Consider the following 20,040-nt stretch of genomic DNA (forward strand, 5'->3'; position numbering starts at 1 on the left):
AATGCCGTCCAGCAACATGAACCCTATAGTGAGATCTACTCTCATTTAGGAGCTCTGCCATGCGCCTCGACAGTTCGACGTTCCCCGTGGTGAAAATCGTGTTTGACGCCCCCAACGAAGGCGGCCCGGCTGACGCGTTCGTGATGTTTGAACGCCTGCTGGCGCGCGAGCAAGCGTTCGTACTGCTGCACGAAAAAGCCGTCGACGAAAGCAACCACGAACACTCCCACGAAGAGCGCAAACACGCCTCGCTCTGGATGAAGAAAAACAAACAGGCACTGCGCACCTATGTCAAAGGCATGATCCAGGTCGAGCCGAGCGCGGCCAAGCGCCTGGCGCTCAAGCCGTTCGCCGTTACGTTCGGCAAGGCCTGGGGCTACCCGTTGCTGGTGGTGGAGTCCAGGGACCGCGCATGGGCGCTGGCGCGGGATGTGCTGGATGAACAGGTGTCGGATGTGGCGCATTTCTAAACGGCACCGCCCACATGGATTACAGGGCGTGCATCAGTCCATGCCAATCGTCCGGCCCAACGGGCCGTTCTCGACCATTGCCGAGCAGCCGAAGTGGCGCTTATCCACCTGGCGTAGCAGCAGGGGCGGCGCGTGGTTTACCTCGTGATATTCGAGCGGGTGGTAGAGATAGAGTGGGGCTTTCGGGCGCATTGAAGTATCCTCCGCGCCCCGCTATCACTGATTCAAAGAAACATGACCGGACAAGACATGCAGGCCCTGCTCGAGTCGATCCTCGACGAAGTTCGTCCACTGATCGGCCAGGGTAAAGTCGCCGACTACATTCCCGCGCTGGCCGATGTGCCCGCCAATCAACTCGGTATTGCCGTGTATGGCAACGACGGCTCGGCCTATTGCGCCGGTAATGCCGACACCCTGTTCTCGGTGCAGAGTATCTCCAAGGTGTTCAGCCTGGTGCAGGCCATCGACCATGGCGGCGAAAGCATTTGGGAACGCCTGGGCCACGAGCCTTCCGGGCAACCGTTCAACTCCATGGTGCAGTTGGAATTCGAGCGCGGCCGCCCGCGCAATCCGTTTATCAACGCCGGTGCCTTGGTGATCTGCGATATCAACCAGTCGCGCTTTGCCGTGCCGATCCTGTCGATGCGTGATTTTGTGCGGCGCCTGTCGGGTAACCCGCAGATTCTGGTCAACAGCGTCGTCGCCGAATCCGAAGCCCAGCACGGCGCGCGCAATGCGGCCATGGCTTACCTGATGAAGTCCTTCGGCAACTTCCACAACGACGTGGACGCGGTGCTGCACAGCTACTTCAACTACTGCGCGTTGCAGATGAGCTGCCTGGATTTGGCCAAGGCATTCAGCTTCCTCGCCAACGAGGGGGCGAGCGCCCACAGCGGCGAGCAGATCTTGACCGCGCGCCAGACCAAACAGGTCAACTCGATCATGGCCACCAGCGGGCTGTATGACGAGGCGGGCAATTTTGCTTACCGCGTCGGTTTGCCGGGCAAGAGTGGCGTCGGCGGTGGGATTGTCGCGGTGGTGCCAGGGCAGTTTACCGTGTGCGTGTGGTCGCCGGAGCTGAATGCGGCGGGGAACTCGCTGGCGGGGATGAAGGCGTTGGAGTTGTTGAGTGAGCGGATTGGGTGGTCGGTGTTTTGATGGCTGGGGGATTTACGGCGGGGGCCGTAGATCCCCATTGATACCTAAGCGTTGCGCGGCTTCACGAACAGATCGAGCATCAGGAACACTGCGCCGGCAGTAATCGCAATATCGGCAATATTGAACACGCCAGTGTGCGTCGGCCCGACGTTCAACACCATGTAATCCACCACCTGCCCGTCCCGAAATACCCGGTCGATCAAGTTGGCGATACCGCCCAAGGCGATCGCGTAAAGCGGCAAGACCTTGCGCAGCGGCTGGCTCCAGTTGGACAGCGACCACCCCAGTGCCCACGCAACCACGATGGCCACGCCGACGATAAAAATCAGTTGTTTGACCTGCGGCGGCAACGCCGCGCCCAGGCTGAGGAATGCTCCGGGGTTCAGGCTCAGTTCCAGCGCCAGGTTGATCGGGTTAGGGCCGATTTTGAAACTGCTGGCTTGCAGTGAAACCAGGGCCAGCAGTTTGACCAACTGGTCGACGGCGATAAAGGCAATGCCGGCGAGGAGGGCAAAGGTGCGGCCTCGCAATAGGGGCGACGTGCTCAAGCGGTAACTTCCTGTTCCGGGTCTGTCGATAGAGCGCCCGAAGATAGCTCAGGCGCTCTATCTCGTCCATCTCAGGCCGTCGGGTGGGCGACGTTCAGTGCTTTGTCGACCAGCAGTTGTACGCCTTCGAGCATCCGGCAGATGCCCAGCGCGACATTGCGTTGGGAGCCGTCGATTTCGAAAGCCAGGTGGTTGGCGATGTCGCTGATGGATGCCAGGTCCTGCGATGCGTTGACCAGCAGGGTTTCGGTGCCCAGGTCGGCGCGCACGGTGAAGAGGCCTTCACTCGGTTCTGGGAGGGGTTTGCCGGGGTTGAGGTAGTGGTTGATCGCACGGTAGGCCACTGCGTGCAGGGTGCTGGTATCGTAGTCTTGCTGGTCGGGGGGATTTGGGCTGTCTTTGATCATGGTGAAGGTCCTAAGATTGAGTGAAGCTGCCAACATTCGCGGTCAAGCGAAGAGGGTGGCAGCCGTACGCGGGTTGACCGACCGGCAATCAAAGGAAATCCGGCATACCCGAAGGTATCCCGCGCACAGCTACCGCGACACGATACCTCAGGCGTAAAAAAAACGCCTGAAATAGGTTCTGGCTGTAGCAGTCCTCTAATTAATCGGACGGTCAAGTCCGGTCGCTGAATTGGCAGCGACGACGAGAGGTTAGTCAGCGCACTTCCGACCGACAACCTGAAACCCCTGTGGGAAATATCCGAGAGCATCTGGCGTCGAACGATTTTGCAATCGGGTTAAACCACATCCACTCAAGGAAGATGCCGACCATGCCCAAACCGCCGAATGATGTCGTCCAAACCGCAGCCAAGAGGGTGTTGCAGCGGCTCATCGCGAGCATCACGCCCGACTCGACAGAAAGCTCCATCGCCCGCAATGCCGCACAGTTACTCACCGAAGCCGGCTACCCGGACACGTGGTATTACGACTGCCCGGCCTTTGTATTGCTCGGTTCGCGCAGCCTGCTTTCCGTGTCTGGCCGTGACTATCGGCCTGCAGAGGAACCGGTGGGAACCCACAACCTGATAACGGTGGACCTGAGCCCAAGGTCCGGCAGCCTTTGGGGCGATTGTGCTCGGTCGTTTTACATGGAAGAGGGCGTTTGCCGGGCGGTGCCGATCGGTGTTGAATTCAGCCGTGGCCATGCGACCGAGCGCGAATTGCATGAGCGCATGCGGCGGTTTGTGAGACCTGAAACCACCTTCAATGCGCTGTATGAATTTGCCAATGATTTGATCGAGACGGCCGGTTTCGAGAACCTGGATTTTGCCGCCAATGTGGGCCACAGCCTCTGCGAGCGGCGTGATCAGCGGCTTTACATTGAAGCGGGCAATCACCGGCGTCTTGATGAGGTGGCGTGTTTTACCTTCGAGCCGCATGTCCGCGAACGGGGCGGGCGGTGGGGTTACAAGCACGAGAATATCTATTTCTTTGATAGCGAGGGGCAGGCCCGGGAGCTATGAGCCAGGCGCAAACCAGCGTATCCAGCCCGCCCATAACAACATGAACACGCCAACGTACAGCAGCACGGCGTACACCGGCCGTACGCGGCGGATGCGCTCTTGTAGTGCGCCGAGGGCGCAGAGTGCGATGAGCAGCACGAACACCCAGCGGGGCAGGTGGGCGGTTATGCCTAAGCGGTTGCGTGCGCGTGGCTTGATCGGCGAAGTGTTGCGGTTTGCGGTTTTTTTTCGGCTCATGGACGAGTCCTTTCGCTCATGATGAATGTGTAAGCCAATCGATGATTGACCTCTCGACCGGCTAAGCTAGCGCAGTTAGTGGATTGAGTAACCTGTGAGAATTGACAGTTCTTTAGAGTTTTTTTGCCCTCAGCATTATGACGGTCGTGGTCCTTCACATTTTTTAGGCGTTGCTCGACAATGCGCGCTCTGTTCCGGAGTAGTTCAGCGGTAGAACACTCGGCTCTTAACCGGGTGGGCGCTGGTTCGAATCCAGCCTCCGGACCCATCACATACACAGCAATCTGGGCACACCTCCAGATCACAGGGAGTGACTAGCATGGACGCAGGTTATGCAGTCTTCCAACTGTCGAAAGCGCTACTCGCGCACGATTTGGATTGCGGCCCAGTCGCCCGCTTTAACGCCCGCCGACGTATCTCACGCTGGCAGCAGGTCATTGGGAACTTGCTGCAAGGCACCGTCGAGTATGGTTCGCGTACACCGATTGCTGAGATTCCAGGCTGGGTTACGCTGGAGGTCGTCACGGGCGGCTTTGCTACCGGCAATCTGTTGGCAGGTGGCGAACTGACGGCCTATGAGCGTGAACTGGCCGCCTCTATTCCAGGTATTCGTCCAGGCTTTGAACGGCTCGATATCAATGCCTGGCATCTCACGGATGACGGCCTTGAGGCTCTGAATTCACGTTTAGCCCGCTGTGATTATGCGGTCGATGTGCCGGAAGAGGCCGCGCTACTGACAGTAGCTTGGCTGGTCATGCAGCAGCGCACCGAGCAGGCTCGGGCGCTGATAGACGTGATTGGGCCGTTCTTTGACCGGCTGCGTTTCTTCCCGTCGATCTCTACGCAACTGCCGATTTCAGCCGCGCAGGTGCACATTGTGGACGCTGGCGAGATCAAACAGTTGCTTTCAACCTTGCCTTCCCAGGCGCAGATCGTTGTGCAGAAACAGACGATCGAAACGCGTTTACCGCTTTATGATTCAGCTGTTTCGCACTTCCTCCTTACCTATGATGCAGGCTGGCCGTGCCGTCATTACCCGAGTGGATGGCGCGAGCGGGCGGCCGAGCTAGAGCTGGATTTTAAACGGCTCGGTATCAACAGGCGATCTTCGGATCGCGTGGAGGAACTGTTTTCTTTACTTGGGCAATGCGCCCGCGACGCACAATCGCTCAGCGGACGTCAAGTCGGTCGCGTACGGCAAATTGTTGATGATTTTGTGCGCAAGCATGGCGAGCCGGGGTCAGCTTCTCACCTGGCGTTGCGTGCGGGTCAGCTTAGTCAGGTGGCGGGGCCGGAGCATCACCTCATTGCCCGTATTGTGGCGAATCGGCTCTCAATGTACCCCGCGGCAGGTGGTCTCTCGGATTTTGCTGATTTGGCAGCGCCGATCACCGCTGAGGAAGCATTGGCGTTTGGGCTAGGCGAGGGCGTTGCCATTCCACCGGCGGTCCAGCGCCGCCTTCAACGCTGCCGGAGTGGCACGATCAGTGAATTGATTGAGCATGGGCTGATTACTTCAGGTGATACCGTCGCGCGGGTGTTGCCCGCGATGACTGCGCAACTGAGTAGCTCGGGGTTGCGCGATGAAGCGCTGAGAATGGTATACGCCTCTAATTATCGCGCGTTCCGTCGACGGCGTTCGTTATTACTGCTGAACCTTCAGCGTCAGGTTGGCCTCAGTGAGTTGCCTTGGGTTGCCGTCATTGAAGGTGACCGCCAGTCCGGCGCTGTGGTGGCGGGAGCAGCCAAACAAGCGCTGGTTGAGTCGTCGGCGTTGACGCTTTCTGCCTTCCCCTACGCCATCCTGCCTAACAAACTTCTCCAGGAGTTTTCAGCATTGGCGGACACTGCGGAACTGGACCTGCCCTTTGTGGAGGAGGTCGCTGCAGATATCTTCATGGGTAAGTTTTCCGATAAGTTTGCCGATGCTGCCAGGCGAGCAGGCCGGGTGCTGGCAGGCTCTCTTTACACACGTTACTACGACATTAATACCGATGAACTGGCGAGCCTTCATACCAGAGGGCGACGACGTGCGCGAGTGGCAAGCGATGCCTTTGCGACCTTGTGTGCAAAGCGTGCAGGGGTTGAGTTGGGTACGTGGCACCCGGCAACCAACGGCACCATTCTTGAGCAACAGCAGATTTTAACCACGCAGAATCTCGCGTTACTGTTTGAAGAGCTTGGGTTGAAAGTTTTGCTGCAATCTAGATTAGGCGTCATGGTGCGGGTGTGTTTTGAGTGGATCTGCAAACGGCAGCAGGTGCGGATTGAGCACTATCATGCTCGGTTGATAATGCTCAAGAATACCGCCTATGCCTGGCGTCAGATGGTGTTCTATCTGGCGATGCTTGATGAGGGTGAGCGCAGGGATGCCATGGCGTCAGTCGAGGCTTGTTTCGCCACACAGCCAGTGGCTTTTCGAGAGACATTCCTGCCGGTGATGAGTGGCTTGCGTAAGGTTTGCGCCGGCGAAGTGTTGCATCAGCACGATGCAACTGAGGACGGCGCGAAGGTCTTTTTGGGATGGACTGTTACGCGGCACTGGTTGCTGGCGCCGCAGGACGTCATTTCAAGCCGGACGGTTGAGCAGCAGTGATGCGAGAGCCCCAAATGTGGGAGCGGGCTTGCTCGCGAATGCAGGGTGTCAGTAAACGTATTCGGTATTGATACACCGCTTTCGCGAGCAAGCCCGCTCCCACATTTGGATCGCCATTGTTCTGACGACTCACATGTGCCCAAACAAAAAATGCGCCCCGTGGGGCGCATTTTTTTGTTCAGTCAGCGATCGCCTATCAGGCAATTGCATCCCAGGCACGGTCACCGTTCTCGTCTTTAATCCGAGTCGGCAAGCCCATCACGTCCAGCGCCTTGAGGAACGGCTCAGCCGGCAGCTCCTCGACGTTGGCCATGTGTTTAACGTCCCACTCGCCACGCGCGACCAGCAGCGCTGCGGCGACCGGTGGCACGCCGGCGGTGTAGGAGATGCCCTGGCTGTCGGTTTCAGCGAAGGCTTCTTCATGGCACGCCACGTTGTAGATGAACATCTCACGCGGCTGGCCGTCCTTGGTGCCTTTGACCAGGTCGCCGATGCAGGTCTTGCCGGTGTAGCCAGGGGCGAGCGAAGACGGGTCGGGCAGCACGGCCTTGACCACTTTCAACGGCACCACTTCCAGGCCTTCGGCGGTTGTGACCGGCTGTTCGGAGAGCAGGCCGAGGTTTTTCAGTACGGTGAACACGTTGATGTAGTGTTCGCCGAAGCTCATCCAGAAACGCACGTTGGGCACGTCGAGGTTTTTCGACAGCGAGTGCACTTCATCGTGGCCGGTCAGGTACAGGTTTTGCGAGCCGACCACCGGCAGGTCATCGGTGCGTTTGACTTCGAACATGGTGTTGCTGGTCCACTGGCTGTTCTGCCAGCTCCACACCTGCCCGGTGAACTCGCGGAAGTTGATTTCCGGGTCGAAGTTGGTGGCGAAATATTTGCCATGGGAGCCGGCATTGACGTCGAGAATGTCGATCGAATCAATGCGGTCAAAATGCTGTTGCTGCGCCAGCGCGGCATACGCGTTGACGACACCTGGGTCGAAGCCCACGCCAAGGATGGCGGTGATGTTCTTCTGTTTGCACTCTTCCAGGTGGTTCCACTCATAGTTGCCGTACCACGGCGGGGTCTCGCAGACCTTGCCCGGCTCTTCGTGAATGGCGGTGTCGAGGTACGCAACGCCCGTATCGATGCAGGCGCGCAGCACCGACATGTTGAGGAACGCGGAACCTACGTTGATGACGATCTGCGAGTCGGTCTCGCGGATCAGGGCCTTGGTCGCTTCCACGTCCAGGGCGTTCAGCGCGAAGGCTTGGATCTGGGCGGGAACCTTGAGGCTACCCTTGGCCTTGACGCTGTCGATGATGGCCTGGCATTTGGAGATGTTGCGCGACGCGATAGCAATACGACCGAGTTCGTCGTTGTGCTGCGCGCACTTGTGGGCCACCACCTTGGCGACACCTCCTGCACCAATGATAAGAACGTTCTTTTTCAATTGCTTTATCTCTCCTTTATCCGCCAGCTTACGAAAGGCTGGACAGGTAGTCGTCGTAACCAAATTCACGAACCACCTCGACTGTACCGTCGAGTTGTTTCACTACGATGGACGGCATTTTCAGGCCGTTGAACCAGTTTTTCTTGACCATGGTGTAGCCTGCGGTGTCGATGAACGACAGCCGATCGCCGATGGCCAGCGGACGATCAAATTGGTACTCGCCGAAGATGTCCCCGGCCAGGCAGGATTTGCCGCACACCATGACGGTGTGTTCACCCTCGCTCGGCGCCAGCTTGGCGTTGAGGCGGTAGATCAGCAGGTCCAGCAGGTGGGCTTCGATGGAGCTGTCGACCACGGCAAGGTTTTTGCCGTTGTAGAGGGTGTCGAGCACGGTGACTTCTAGGGAGGCACTGTTGGTGATCGCTGCTTCGCCGGGTTCCAGGTACACCTGCACGTCGTACTTCTGCGAGAACGCCTTGAGGCGCTGGCAGAAGGCGTCGATGGCATAGCCTTCACCGGTGAAGTGGATGCCGCCGCCGAGGCTGACCCAGTTGACCTTGTGCAGGAGCGCGCCGAAGCGTTCTTCGATGGTGTTGAGCATTTGGTCGAACAGGTTGAAGTCAGCGTTCTCGCAGTTGTTGTGGAACATGAAGCCGGAGATCTGCTCAATCACGCCTTCGATCTTCACCGGGTCCCATTCGCCCAGACGGCTGAACGGGCGCGCCGGGTCGGCCAGCAGGTAGTCGGAACTGCTCACCTGCGGGTTCACACGCAGGCCGCGGGTCTTGCCTTCGCTGCGTTCGGCAAACCGCTGCAGCTGGCTGATGGAGTTGAAGATGATCTTGTCGCAGTTATCCAGCATCTCTTCGATTTCATCGTCGGCCCAGGCCACGCTGTAGGCGTGCGCCTCACCTTCGAACTTCTGGCGGCCGAGCTTCAACTCGTACAGCGACGACGAGGTGGTGCCGTCCATGTATTCCTGCATCAGGTCGAACACCGACCAGGTGGCAAAGCACTTGAGCGCCAGCAGAGCCTTGGCGCCGGACTGTTCGCGCACGTAGGCAATCTTCTGCATGTTGACCAGAAGCTTCTGTTTATCGATGAGGTAGTACGGCGTTTTGATCATTTTTGAGAGCCTGCGGCGGTGCCTGCCAAAAAAGGACACGCATTGTGCCCGCACTTGGATCAGATCGAAAGGTTAGCGGGCGGATTTTGCGCGCCGCTTTTAATATGCCCTGCCAATATGACAGCCCATCCGTATGATGAGGCGCATGAGTGACGACGCCACGTGGAAGCGACGAGAGGTGAGAATGGACGCATGGACACTGCATTGGCTGGAGGCTTCGGGCGCCCTGGGCGAATTTCGCAAGCAGTTGACGGAAGAATTCGAGATCGCCTACGAGGCCATTTCCAGGTGGATGCCAGCGCCACGCCTGGATGCGCTGATTCAGCGGCTGCCCGGTGAAACCATCGCGGAACTGGGCCTGGTGGGACGCGCCTACCGCAGCACGATGTTCTCAATGACCTTTGATCCGGATAATCCGAATTTTGCCGCCAGCCTGAAACACGGCGCGGTGCATCGGCATGTGATACACGAGGTGCATCATTGCCTGCGCATGGCCGGGCCTGGGTATGGCTGGACGTTGGGCGAAGCATTGGTCAGTGAAGGCCTGGCCGGGCAGTTTGTGCGCCAGCTACTGGGCAGCGAGCCGGAGCCGTGGGAGAGGGCGTTCAGCCTTGAGGCGTTGCGAGCGGAGCCGGTGGACCTGAGCGCCCTGGGGGCAACGTACTACGATCACAATGCGTGGTTTTTTGGTACGGCGGACAAGCCCAAGTGGTTGGGGTATGCGCTCGGCGATCAGATGGTGGGGCGATGGTTGGCGGTGGTGGGGCAGCCGGATGCGTCCACCTGGGTCAACGTCCGCGCGCAAGACATCCTCGCGGTTGCGCTCGACCAAGGGTTGATCCGCAATCCCTGATAGGCACAGGGTCGCCGGCGCCTGCCGGCTTCACTGACATCAAACCGTCATCTGCCCACCACCTTCCTGCCACATTCCCCCGTTACTGTCCTCGCCAATGAGATCGATCTCAAGCGAGTGACAATGACTGACTTGAAAGACGTTGCACGGCTGGCTGGCGTATCCCGCGCCACCGCCGCCCGCACCTTTGCTTCACCCGACCAGGTGCGCCCGGCCACCCGTGAGCAGGTGTTCGCCGCCGCTCGTGAGCTGGGCTTTCGGCCCAATTTGCTCGGCCGCCAATTGCGCCTGCAAACCACCCAACTGATTGGCGTCGTGGTGCCCAACCTGCTCAACCCGGTGTTCGCCGAACAGTTCCAAGCCATGGAGCGTGCGGCACGGTTGCGCGGCTACAGCCTGTTGCTGGCGACCACCGACTACAGCAGCGAACGCGAAAGCGTGGTGGTGGAAGAGTTGTTGCGCCAACGCGTCGACGGCCTCGTGCTGACGGTGACCGACGCCGAAAGCAACAGCGTGCTCAACAGCCTCGCCAGCGAACAAACGCCGTTCGTGCTGGCGTATCACCAACCGAGCAACCCCAACTACAGCGCGGTGTCGGTCGATAACCGCGCGGGCATGGCCCTGGCCACGCGGTATTTGCTCGACGCGGGGCACCGCCGCATCAGCATGGTTGCCGGCCCCGCGTTGCAGTCCGATCGCGCTCGCCTGCGTTACGCGGGCTATTGCGACGCGATGAAAGCGTACGGGCTCAACACCCGCCCGGTCATCGAGATGCCGGCCCACACCCAGGCCGAGTTCGCGGCCATCGCGCCCTTTCTCCACGGCCCCCAGGCCCCGACTGCGCTGGTGTGTTCCAACGATTTCCTGGCCATCAGCCTGATCGCCGAGTTGCGCCGCAACGCCTGGCATGTGCCCGAGCAACTGTCGGTGATGGGCTTCGACGGCATAGCGCTCGGCACGCAGATGCACCCGACCCTGTGCAGCGTGGTGCAACCCATCGCGCTGCTCGCCAGCACCGTGATTGATCAATTGCTGGCGCAGATCGCCGGCCAATCGCCGATTTCCCATTGTCTGCCTTGCCATATCCGGCCCGGCGAAAGCACTCAACCCCACGAGGAGACGCTTGATGCGCGCGTTCAGTAAAACTTTGGCAGCCGTGCTGCTGTGCGGTGCGGCCAGCCTGGCCCAGGCCGCCGAAACCGCGATTTGCTACAACTGCCCGCCCGACTGGGCGGACTGGGGCAGCCAGCTCAAGGCCATCGCCGCCAGCACCGGCGTGCAGGTGCCGCTGGACAACAAGAACTCCGGCCAGTCCCTGGCGCAGTTGGTGGCCGAGAAGGCCGCGCCGGTGGCGGACGTGGTGTATTACGGCGTGACCTTCGGCCTGCAGGCGCAAAAAGCCCAGGTGGTCGACACCTACACACCCAAAGGCTGGGAACAGATCCCCGCCGGCTTGAAGGACCCGGCCGGCCACTGGTTCGCGATTCACTCCGGCACCTTGGGCATCATGGTCAACGTCGACGCGCTGGGCGGTTTGCCGGTGCCGCAAGGCTGGGCCGACCTGCTCAAACCTGAGTACAAAGGCATGGTCGGTTACCTCGACCCGTCCAGCGCGTTTGTCGGCTACGTCTCTGCCGTGGCGATCAACCGCGCGCTGGGCGGCGACCTGGACAACTTCGCGCCCGCTATCGACTACTTTCAGAAGCTCGCGAAAAACGCGCCCATCGTGCCCAAGCAGACCGCTTATGCGCGGGTGCTGTCCGGCGAGCTGCCGATCCTGGTGGACTACGACTTCAACGCCTACCGCGCGCGTTACAAGGACAACGCCAATGTCGCCTTCGTGATCCCCAAAGAGGGCAGCATCAGCGTGCCGTATGTGATGAGCCTGGTGGCTAACGCGCCGCACCGCGCGAATGCGGAAAAGGTCCTCGACTTTGTGCTGTCCGACGCCGGCCAGGCACTCTGGGCCAAGGCCTACCTGCGCCCGGTACGGCCGATGAAAATGCCCGCGGATGTGGCCGCGCAGTTCCTGCCGGACAGCGACTATGCGCGTGCCGGCGTGGTCGACTACGAAAAAATGGCCGCTGTGCAGGAAGCCTTCGCCGCCCGTTACCTGAACGAGGTCAAGTAAGTGGCCGCATCGGCAAAACACGCCGCCTGGGCGTTGGCCCCGGCGTTTGCGGTGCTGCTCGCGTTCTGGCTGTTGCCGCTGGCGCACCTGGTGGTGCTCGGTGCGCAAAGCCGCGACAGCCTGGGCAGCGGTTATTGGCAGGTGCTCAGCAGTGCGCAGTACCTGGGCAGCCTGGGGCAAACCGTGATTCTTGCGCTGGTGGTGACCTCGGTCGCGTTACTGATCGGCGGCATCAGCGGCGTATTTCTCGCGCGCCAGCAGTTCTTCGGGCGTTCGGCGCTGGTGGCGCTCTTGACCTTTCCGCTGGCGTTTCCCGGCGTGGTCGTGGGGTTCCTGGTGATCCTGCTGGCCGGGCGCCAAGGCCTGTTCGCCGCCTTGGGGCTGCAACTGGCCGGTGAGCGCTGGATCTTTGCGTATTCGTTGGCCGGGCTGTTCGTGGGCTATCTGTACTTCTCGATTCCACGGGTGATTCTCACGGTGATGGCGGCGTGCGAGAGCCTCGACCGCAGCCTCGAAGAAGCGGCTCATTCTTTGGGGGCCGGCCATTGGCGCGTGGTGTGCGACGTCATCGTGCCGGGCCTGGCCCCCGCGCTGGCTTCGTGCGGGGCGATCTGCTTTGCCACCTCGATGGGGGCGTTTGGCACGGCCTTCACGTTGGGCACGCGGCTGAACGTCACCCCGGTGGCGATCTACAACGTGTTCACCAACTACGCCAACTTTGCCGTCGCCGCTGCCCTGTCGGTGGTGCTCGGTGCGGTGACCTGGGCCGTGTTGCTGTTGACACGACGGCTGGTCAAAAACGCGGGGACAGTCCTGTGAAACGCTCTTCGCTGTTTGTGATTCAACTGCTGTTTACCCTGCTGGTGTGCGCCTTCATGTTGGTGCCGGTGGTGATGTCATTGTTGGCCGGGTTGACCCGCAACTTCTTTGTCGGCCTGTCCAGTGGGTTGACCTTCGACTGGCTGATCCAGGTGTGGCAGGCCTATTCGCCGACCGTGTGGCTGTCACTGCAATTGGCCCTGGCCTGCGCGGTGTGCGTCGGCGTGATCGGCGTACCTGCGGCCTATGCCCTGGTGCGGATGAACAACCGCTTCAGTCGCGCCTTCGAGGAGCTGATGGTGCTGCCGGTGGCAATGCCGGGGTTGGCCAGTGCGTTGGCGTTGCTGCTGACCTACGGCCAGTTCGGCACGTTTCGCAGCAGTTGGTTGTTCATCCTCGTCGGCCACGTGCTGTTCACCTTGCCGTTTCTGGTGCGCCCGGTGATGGCCGTGATGCAGCGCCAGCAACTGCCGGTGCTGGAGGAGGCGGCGGCGAGCCTCGGTGCCGGGCCGATCAAACGCTTCTTCAGCGTGGTATTACCGAACTGCCGGGCGGGGATTCTCGCCGGCGTGCTGATGGTGGTCACCCTGAGCCTGGGTGAATTCAACCTGACCTGGATGCTGCACACACCGATGACCAAAACGCTGCCCGTGGGCCTGGCCGACAGCTACGCCTCGGCCCGCCTGGAAATTGCCAGCGCCTACACCCTTATCTTTTTGCTGATGATCGTGCCGCTGCTGGTTGCGCTGCAGGCCATCAGTGCTCGTTTGTCCCGTGGAGAGCGTCGATGACCGCTATCACTATCCGGTTGCAGGGCTGTCGCAAGGCATTTGCCGACGGCACCGTGGCCGTGCATGACTTGAATCTGACTGTCGAAGGCGGTGAAACCCTGGCGATTCTTGGCCCGTCCGGCTGTGGCAAAACCACGACCTTGCGCCTGATTGCCGGCCTGGAGCGCCCGGACGTGGGCCAGGTGTTTTTCGGCGATCAAGACGTCACCCGCCTGCCCATCGAGCGTCGCGACGTGGGCATGGTGTTCCAGAATTACGCGCTGTTTCCTAACCTGGATGTGGCCGGCAACATCGTCTATGGCTTGAAGATTCGCGGCATGTCGGCGCCGGCGCGCAACAAGCGCTGTGAAGAGTTACTGGAGTTGGTGGGCTTGCAGCAGCACGGCAAGCGCAGCATCCATGAGCTTTCGGGTGGGCAGCGTCAGCGCGTGGCCCTGGCTCGGGCGCTGGCTCCGCGACCTAAAGTGCTGTTGCTGGATGAACCCCTGGCGGCCCTCGATGCGCAATTGCGCGAGCGTCTGCGCAGTGAGCTGGACCAACTGTTGCGTGGGCTCGGCATCACCTCGGTCTTTGTCACACACGATCAGGGCGAAGCCATGGCCCTGGGCGACCGCATCCTGGTGATGGAACAGGGGCGTGTCGCGCAACTGGCCAGTCCCCGGCAGATCTACCAGCAACCGGCCAACGCGTTCGTTGCCGGATTTGTCGGCAATCTGAATGCCTTTGCGGTCCTCGACCGCACCGCCCACGGCCTGAAAGTCTGTGGTGGTGAGCTGCCGTGGCACGCCGCCGAGCGCCCCGGCACCGTGTATTGCCGCCCCGAACACCTGCGCGTGATGGAGGGGGAAGGGCACTTGCACGGCCACCTGTTGGCGCAGTTCTTCCAGGGCGCGCAAAGCCGTCTGTTGGTGGACATCGGTGGGCCGCAACCGCTGCTGGTGGACTGCAGCGACAACCACTTGCACACCGTCGGCGCGCCGATTGCCCTGGCCATTGCGCCGCACATGTTGTTCACCCTGAATGCGTGAGAACCTATTGTGAACCGTCCGTTTCTTGTTGCGCAGATCAGCGACTTGCACCTTAAAGCCGGCAATCGCCTGACCTACGGCGTTGTCGATACCCTGGGCGCGCTGCGCCGAGCCGTCGACCATCTGAACGCCAGCGACCCCAGGCCCGATATTGTGGTGGTCAGCGGCGACCTGGTGGACTTCGGTCGCGCCGACGAATACGCCGTGCTGCGCCCTGAGCTGGCACGCCTGCAGATGCCGTGCTACCTGGTGCCCGGTAACCACGACAGCCGCGCGCCGTTGCTGGATGCCTTCCGCGATCACGCTTATTTGCCCGCCTCGGCCGAGGGCCCGTTGGATTGGGTGGTGGACGAACATCCGCTGCGTCTGATCGGCCTCGACTCGACCATTCCCGGTGGCCATGGCGGCCAGTTGCTGGACAGCCAGTTGCAGTGGCTCGACGAACAGTTGGCGCTGCGTCCTGCTGCGCCGACCTTGTTGATCCTGCATCACCCGCCGTTTGTCAGCGGCATTGGCCATATGGACCGCGAAGCCTTTATCAACGCCAGCGCTTTGGAGCGCGTGGTTGCCCGTCACCCGCACGTGGAGCGCCTGTTGTGCGGGCATTTGCATCGGCCCATGCAACGGCGTTTCGGCGGTAGCGTGAGTTGTGTGTGCCCCGGCACTTCCCACCAGATCGTGCTCGACCTGCAAGACGCCGCGCCCGCGCATTTCAACCTGGAGCCGGCGGGTTACCTGCTGCACCGCTGGGATGAACAGCAAGGCTTGATCAGCCACAACGGCGTGTTCGGGGATTACCCGGGGCCGTATCCGTTTTATGACGCTCATGGATTGATTGACTGAGGTTCTACGGAGGTTCACTTCGCTCAACTAAGTAGTTAAACGCCCGTTAGTGCACCGGCCACACGCCAGTGGGGTCGCGTGCTTCCTGCTGCCTTTTTTTTGCGCCCGGAACCTGGATTCCGCGCCGGAGTTCGTCCTGATGAAAGCCACATTGAATGTATTAAGCGTATTGACCGGCAGCCTGGGCATTGCCCTGAGCCCCTTGGCGAGCGCCGATTTCCTGAGTGACAGTAAAGCCAACTTGAGCCTGCGCAACTTCTACTTCAATAACGACAACCGTGACGGCGCCGCCGCGCCGTCGAAGACCGAAGAGTGGGGCCAGGCGTTCCTCCTCAACTACCAGTCGGGCTTTACCGAGGGCACCGTCGGTTTTGGCCTTGACGCCGTCGGCATGCTCGGCGTGACCCTCGACAGCGGCGCTGGCCGCCACGTGGGCAGCTCGATGATCCCCAACGATGACGGCAAAGCGGCGGACAGCTGGACGCGTGCTGGCGCGACGGCCAAGGCGCGTTTCGCCAAGACCGAGCTGCGCTACGGCTACCTGCGGCCGAACCTGCCGATCCTGGTGAGCAACGATGGCCGCCTGTTGCCGCAATCCTTCGAAGGTGGCCAGGTCACCAGTAAAGACATCGACAACCTGACCCTGATCGGCGGTCAACTGCAACACACCACCGGCCGTGGTTCCAGCGACAGCAGCGGCCTGGCAGCGGCGGGCGGCACCCGGGAAAGCAATAAATTCAACTACGCCGGTGCCGACTACCAAGTGAACAAGGACCTGCTGGTCCAGTACTACTACGCCAACCTTGAAGACTACTACCAACAGCACTTCGCCGGTTTGATCCATGTGTTGCCGCTGGGCGACTACGGCTCACTGAAAACCGACCTGCGTTACTTCAAGACCACCTCCGACGGTAAAAACAGCAGCGCTGCCGGGCGCGCCGAAGGTTATAAGTTCGGCGGCTATACCAAGAACGGTAACGGCGAGATCGACAACAACACCTGGAGCGCCGCCTTCATTTATTCCCTGGGGCCTCATGCGATCACCGCCGGTTACCAGCAAGTCTCCGACGGCAGTAACTTCGCCCAACTCAACCAGGGTGGCCTGGTGAACAAAGGGGAGGGAGGCTCCAGCCTGTACCTCTACACCGACCGCACGGTGCAGACCTTCATCCAGGCCGGTGAACGCACCGCCTTCGCGCAATACGCTTACGACTTTGTCGCGCTGGGCCTGCCGGGCCTGAAGGCGTCGGTGATGTATTTGAAGGGCGACCATATCCTCACCACCGCCGGCAACAATGCCAGCGAGTGGGAGCGGGATATTTCCCTGGATTACGTGGTGCAAAGCGGTACGTTCAAAAACGTCGGGTTCGGCTGGCGCAACGGCATGTCGCGCAGTGAGGTGGCGCGCGACCAGGATCAGAATCGCCTGTTCGTGAGCTATTCGATTCCGTTGATGTAACTGGTGGACGCACCGCGCCTCACGGCTGTGTTGAGGCGCGTGCGTTCAAGGGCGTGAGTGATTTTACGTGCGTCGCCTTGTCGTCATCGATGGGTTGAAAACCGCAGCGCAGATAAAAGTGCGCGGCCTGTGGTGTATCGGTGAACAGGCGCACGGCCTGAAAGTGAACCGCTGCGTATTCCAGTAGCTGCGCTACCAAGGCCGTTGCGATACGACGGCCGCGCATCGCGGGTGCCACGTATACGCGGCGCAGCCGACCGATCCTCGGGCCGGCGTACGGGTCGCAGGACAGACCGCCGACGGCAATCAATTGGCCGTGATGAAAGCCCCCCAACAGGCACTCACCGGGTTGCTCAAATCGATTCGAGTGGTTTTCCCATTCAGTGATAAGCCGCGTCAGAAACCGGAACCCTTCGGCAACGGCCTGCGCTTCCAGGACGTGGATCTGCTGGGGGAGTTCGCCCAACGTGTGTATTGCAAGGTCTTCGCTGGCCTGTATCACGCACATTCCCCGCTCAATCAAACGGCCTTGGACTCAACGCAACAGGGAACTGTGGTGAATCAGCCGCTGGTCACAGTGGATGGATTATCGACGTTCACATCACCCGATTTCTGCCCGCCGCCTTGGCTTCATACAGCTGCATATCCGCGCGCTTGAGCAGCGCCAAAGAATCCCGGTCTGCAGGCAGGGCGATGCTCACGCCAATACTCACGGTGACATGGTCCACCGTCGGAAATTTTGCCGCCGCCACGGCGGCGCGGATTTTCTCGGCGACCACGTCGGGGCTGTCGGGCTCTTCGACTTCCGGCAGCAACACCGCGAACTCTTCACCGCCGTAACGCGCGACAAAGTCGGTGGCGCGGGTGGTGCTTTGGATCAATGCCGCCAGATGGCACAGCACGTCATCGCCCACCGCGTGGCCATAGGTGTCGTTCACCCGCTTGAAGTAGTCCGCGTCGATCAGCAACAGGGCAAAGGTTCGGCCGGTGCGTTGGAACAGCAGGCCGTTCTCGGCGAGTTTTTCATCGAAGCGGCGGCGGTTGTAGACGCCGGTGAGTGCGTCGTGTGATGCCAGGCTCAAGAGGTCGGCATTGGCACGGGTGAGGTCGGCGGTGCGCTGGGCGACCGTGGCTTCCAGGGACGCGTTGGCGTCCTGCAGTTCGCGCTCTTTGGTGAGCAGCGATTGGGTCATGCCGCTGATGGAACGGCCCAGTTGGGCGATTTCCAGCACCGCGTGTTCCTGGGGGAAGACGGCGCCGGGCCGCTGGTCCTGCACTTGCTTGGCCGACTTGGCCAGGCGCTCGATGGGACGGCTGAGTGACGACGCGACGTAGTAGGCGGCAAGTACGAAGACAATCGCTGCGAGCAAGCCGAGCAGCAACAGTTTGTGGAGCAGGGTGCGCGCCGGTTGCAGGGCGACGTCCAACGGTTGGCGCACCATGATGTACCAGGTCATGTTGGCATTCGATGGGCTAGGCACCGCCACCGAGGCGGTGACATAGCCATTGCCCGTGGACCAGCCGGAGGGTGGGCTCAACTGGTTGGGCGGCAGGTGTTCGCCGGCGAGCAATTCCGGGTAAAGCACCCGGCCGTCGAAGTCGACAATCAGCGCCTCGACCTCGGGGATCGCATCCTTTTGCATCACCGCGGAATTGACGATCTGGGTCACCCAACTCCAGTGAGCATGGGCCCCCAGCACGCCGATCGTCTCACCCTCGGCATTGCGAATCGGCGCGGCGAAATCGATAAAGCGCTGCAGCTCGCCATTCGCCGCACTGGGTAACAGCTTGGCGAGCAACAGGGCTTCGTGGGGATCACCGGTGTACTCGGCGTGCATGCCCGCCTGAAACCACGGCCGCTGTTGCACCGATTGATTGACCAGCAGCCCGTTGACCGCCTGCCGCACACGCCCGTCGGCATCGGCGACGCCCATCCACGCATATTCGGCGCGCGATTGCGTGCGCAGTTCCATCAAGGTCAGGATATCCGGCACGTCGAGGTTGCCCCGGCGCATGAGCGGTGCCTTGCTCAACAAGGACACTTCCAGTTGGCGCTCACGCAATTGCACGGCCAGCAGCGCCGCCGTCGAGCGGGCCGTGCTGAGCAGCGTGTTGCCACTGGCCTGCTTCATCTGCTCCGTGGCGATATGCCCGACATAGGAACCCACGCTGAGCAGTGTGAGTAACGACAAACCGGCAAACCACAGGGTCAGGTGAGTGCGCAGGCTGGCTTTGATCATGGGGGCTCATTTTAGTATTTGTTTTCAGGCATGGTATGCGCGATGGAAGGGGCACGGCCAGCGGTGAACCACAAACGTACAAGATTCAGCGCAAACCGCTGCATAGACTCGCCGGACTTCTACTACGGCAGGTTCTCCATGGACATTTTTCTCTACGCCTTCAGTGTCATGTACAGCCCGGGCCCGGTCAATTTCATGGGCCTGAATGCCGGGCTTACCGGCAAATTCCGACGCTCAACCGGGTTTTTCATCGGCGTAGGCTGCGCGATGCTGTTGCTGTTCGTGCTGTTTGGGTACACCGGCGAGGCGCTCATCTCCCAGGCGGCGTTACCGTATATCTCGCTGGCGGGTGGCATTTACACGCTGTACCTGGCCTATCAGGTGTTCACTGCCCGCACGGTTGTCGAGGACGCTGCCAGCGAGCCGAGCAAAACCCTCACGTTCTGGAACGGCCTGGTGATTCAGTTGCTTAACCCCAAAGGCATCATGGCAGTGCTGCCGATCACCAGTGTGATGTTGCCGGCGGCGCATATCAGCGGTGCGTCCATCGCCGGAGTGTCGGCATTACTGGCGTGTGGTGCGTTCGGCGCGCCTTGGGTTTATGCGTTGCTCGGCGCGTTGCTGGGACGGCGAATCGGCGGGACGTCGGCGTTTACTGTGTTCAACCGCTGCATGGGAGTGGCACTGGCGGTGTGTGCGTATTTCATGTTTCACGCGTTCTACCTGCACCTGACTTAAACATGAGCAAATCTTGTGTTGGTCTGAAATAAAATGAGTTTGTCTCACTATCAGGCTCTGTCGACAATGGCTGCCATCAATACTTACGTTGGAG

At 60.7% G+C, this 20,040-nt stretch carries 21 protein-coding genes and 1 tRNA gene; 14 read left to right on the top strand and 8 right to left on the bottom strand.

Annotated features, from left to right (window positions below):
* The first annotated feature begins 59 nt into the window (after positions 1 to 59).
* Positions 60 to 470: a hypothetical protein gene (locus tag CPH89_RS23140; RefSeq protein ID WP_053256435.1), complete on the top strand. Its 411-nt coding sequence runs from the start codon at positions 60 to 62 to the stop codon at positions 468 to 470.
* Between the two features lie 33 nt (positions 471 to 503).
* On the opposite strand, the gene CPH89_RS30240 is transcribed toward CPH89_RS23140, so the two are convergent.
* The gene (locus CPH89_RS30240) at positions 504 to 662 is read right to left on the bottom strand and encodes a hypothetical protein (RefSeq protein WP_155512287.1); all 159 of its coding nucleotides are present in this window, start codon (positions 660 to 662) and stop codon (positions 504 to 506) included.
* A 57-nt stretch (positions 663 to 719) separates the two neighbouring features.
* Here CPH89_RS30240 and glsB point away from each other — a divergent pair, with 57 nt between their 5' ends.
* Positions 720 to 1,628: a glutaminase B gene (gene glsB / locus CPH89_RS23145; protein WP_053256434.1), complete on the top strand. Its 909-nt coding sequence runs from the start codon at positions 720 to 722 to the stop codon at positions 1,626 to 1,628.
* Between the two features lie 44 nt (positions 1,629 to 1,672).
* Here the strand turns inward: glsB and CPH89_RS23150 are convergent, their stop codons facing one another.
* Together CPH89_RS23150 and CPH89_RS23155 are read right to left on the bottom strand one after the other, a co-directional pair.
* Complete coding sequence (locus CPH89_RS23150) at positions 1,673 to 2,176, bottom strand: signal peptidase II (protein ID WP_053256433.1); 504 nt, start codon at positions 2,174 to 2,176, stop codon at positions 1,673 to 1,675.
* A gap of 71 nt (positions 2,177 to 2,247) precedes the next feature.
* Entirely contained in the window at positions 2,248 to 2,583 is a 336-nt protein-coding gene (locus tag CPH89_RS23155; protein WP_053256432.1) for a DUF6124 family protein, read from the bottom strand.
* 368 nt (positions 2,584 to 2,951) lie between these two features.
* Here CPH89_RS23155 and CPH89_RS23160 point away from each other — a divergent pair, with 368 nt between their 5' ends.
* Positions 2,952 to 3,644 carry a M24 family metallopeptidase gene (locus CPH89_RS23160; RefSeq protein ID WP_053256431.1) on the top strand — a complete coding sequence of 231 codons (693 nt, stop codon included), beginning with the start codon at positions 2,952 to 2,954 and terminating at the stop codon, positions 3,642 to 3,644.
* On the opposite strand, the gene CPH89_RS23165 is transcribed toward CPH89_RS23160, so the two are convergent.
* The gene (locus CPH89_RS23165) at positions 3,639 to 3,881 is read right to left on the bottom strand and encodes a hypothetical protein (RefSeq protein WP_053256430.1); all 243 of its coding nucleotides are present in this window, start codon (positions 3,879 to 3,881) and stop codon (positions 3,639 to 3,641) included. The two genes, CPH89_RS23160 and CPH89_RS23165, sit on opposite strands and share 6 nt — an antisense overlap.
* A gap of 193 nt (positions 3,882 to 4,074) precedes the next feature.
* Here CPH89_RS23165 and CPH89_RS23170 point away from each other — a divergent pair.
* A tRNA-Lys gene (locus CPH89_RS23170) sits at positions 4,075 to 4,149 on the top strand.
* Positions 4,150 to 4,200: 51 nt separating this feature from the next.
* Positions 4,201 to 6,477 (top strand): hypothetical protein, encoded by a 2,277-nt coding sequence (locus CPH89_RS23175; protein ID WP_053256429.1) that lies wholly within the window; start codon positions 4,201 to 4,203, stop codon positions 6,475 to 6,477.
* Between the two features lie 196 nt (positions 6,478 to 6,673).
* Here CPH89_RS23175 and CPH89_RS23180 read toward each other — a convergent pair whose 3' ends face one another.
* Together CPH89_RS23180 and CPH89_RS23185 are read right to left on the bottom strand one after the other, a co-directional pair.
* Entirely contained in the window at positions 6,674 to 7,918 is a 1,245-nt protein-coding gene (locus tag CPH89_RS23180) for a saccharopine dehydrogenase family protein (RefSeq protein WP_053256428.1), read from the bottom strand.
* 28 nt (positions 7,919 to 7,946) lie between these two features.
* Positions 7,947 to 9,044, bottom strand: a complete 1,098-nt coding sequence (locus CPH89_RS23185; RefSeq protein WP_053256427.1) for a carboxynorspermidine decarboxylase — start codon at positions 9,042 to 9,044, stop codon at positions 7,947 to 7,949.
* 184 nt (positions 9,045 to 9,228) lie between these two features.
* Here CPH89_RS23185 and CPH89_RS23190 point away from each other — a divergent pair, with 184 nt between their 5' ends.
* The 8 genes from CPH89_RS23190 to CPH89_RS23225 all read left to right on the top strand — a co-directional run bounded on the left by CPH89_RS23190 (position 9,229) and on the right by CPH89_RS23225 (position 16,968).
* Positions 9,229 to 9,897 (top strand): DUF2268 domain-containing putative Zn-dependent protease, encoded by a 669-nt coding sequence (locus CPH89_RS23190; RefSeq protein WP_053256426.1) that lies wholly within the window; start codon positions 9,229 to 9,231, stop codon positions 9,895 to 9,897.
* Between the two features lie 123 nt (positions 9,898 to 10,020).
* Complete coding sequence (locus CPH89_RS23195) at positions 10,021 to 11,040, top strand: LacI family DNA-binding transcriptional regulator (RefSeq protein ID WP_053256425.1); 1,020 nt, start codon at positions 10,021 to 10,023, stop codon at positions 11,038 to 11,040.
* The gene (locus CPH89_RS23200; RefSeq protein ID WP_053256424.1) at positions 11,024 to 12,028 is read left to right on the top strand and encodes an ABC transporter substrate-binding protein; all 1,005 of its coding nucleotides are present in this window, start codon (positions 11,024 to 11,026) and stop codon (positions 12,026 to 12,028) included. The genes CPH89_RS23195 and CPH89_RS23200 overlap by 17 nt, the downstream gene beginning before the upstream one ends.
* Complete coding sequence (locus tag CPH89_RS23205) at positions 12,029 to 12,847, top strand: ABC transporter permease (RefSeq protein WP_053256423.1); 819 nt, start codon at positions 12,029 to 12,031, stop codon at positions 12,845 to 12,847.
* Positions 12,844 to 13,638 (top strand): ABC transporter permease, encoded by a 795-nt coding sequence (locus tag CPH89_RS23210; RefSeq protein WP_053256422.1) that lies wholly within the window; start codon positions 12,844 to 12,846, stop codon positions 13,636 to 13,638. The genes CPH89_RS23205 and CPH89_RS23210 overlap by 4 nt, the downstream gene beginning before the upstream one ends.
* Entirely contained in the window at positions 13,635 to 14,666 is a 1,032-nt protein-coding gene (locus CPH89_RS23215; protein WP_053256421.1) for an ABC transporter ATP-binding protein, read from the top strand. The genes CPH89_RS23210 and CPH89_RS23215 overlap by 4 nt, the downstream gene beginning before the upstream one ends.
* 9 nt (positions 14,667 to 14,675) lie before the next feature.
* Positions 14,676 to 15,509 (top strand): phosphodiesterase, encoded by an 834-nt coding sequence (locus tag CPH89_RS23220; protein ID WP_053256420.1) that lies wholly within the window; start codon positions 14,676 to 14,678, stop codon positions 15,507 to 15,509.
* A gap of 139 nt (positions 15,510 to 15,648) precedes the next feature.
* Positions 15,649 to 16,968 (top strand): OprD family porin, encoded by a 1,320-nt coding sequence (locus CPH89_RS23225; RefSeq protein ID WP_053256419.1) that lies wholly within the window; start codon positions 15,649 to 15,651, stop codon positions 16,966 to 16,968.
* Positions 16,969 to 16,987: 19 nt separating this feature from the next.
* On the opposite strand, the gene CPH89_RS23230 is transcribed toward CPH89_RS23225, so the two are convergent.
* Positions 16,988 to 17,476: a GNAT family N-acetyltransferase gene (locus CPH89_RS23230; RefSeq protein ID WP_222935221.1), complete on the bottom strand. Its 489-nt coding sequence runs from the start codon at positions 17,474 to 17,476 to the stop codon at positions 16,988 to 16,990.
* Positions 17,477 to 17,564: 88 nt separating this feature from the next.
* Positions 17,565 to 19,208 carry a sensor domain-containing diguanylate cyclase gene (locus CPH89_RS23235; protein ID WP_053256418.1) on the bottom strand — a complete coding sequence of 548 codons (1,644 nt, stop codon included), beginning with the start codon at positions 19,206 to 19,208 and terminating at the stop codon, positions 17,565 to 17,567.
* A gap of 138 nt (positions 19,209 to 19,346) precedes the next feature.
* On the opposite strand from CPH89_RS23235, the gene CPH89_RS23240 reads away from it, so the two are divergent.
* The gene (locus CPH89_RS23240) at positions 19,347 to 19,946 is read left to right on the top strand and encodes a LysE family translocator (protein WP_053256417.1); all 600 of its coding nucleotides are present in this window, start codon (positions 19,347 to 19,349) and stop codon (positions 19,944 to 19,946) included.
* Positions 19,947 to 20,040 lie beyond the last annotated feature (94 nt).

The sequence above is a fragment of the Pseudomonas fluorescens genome, assembly GCF_900215245.1.
Classification (GTDB): Bacteria; Pseudomonadota; Gammaproteobacteria; order Pseudomonadales; family Pseudomonadaceae; genus Aquipseudomonas; species Aquipseudomonas fluorescens.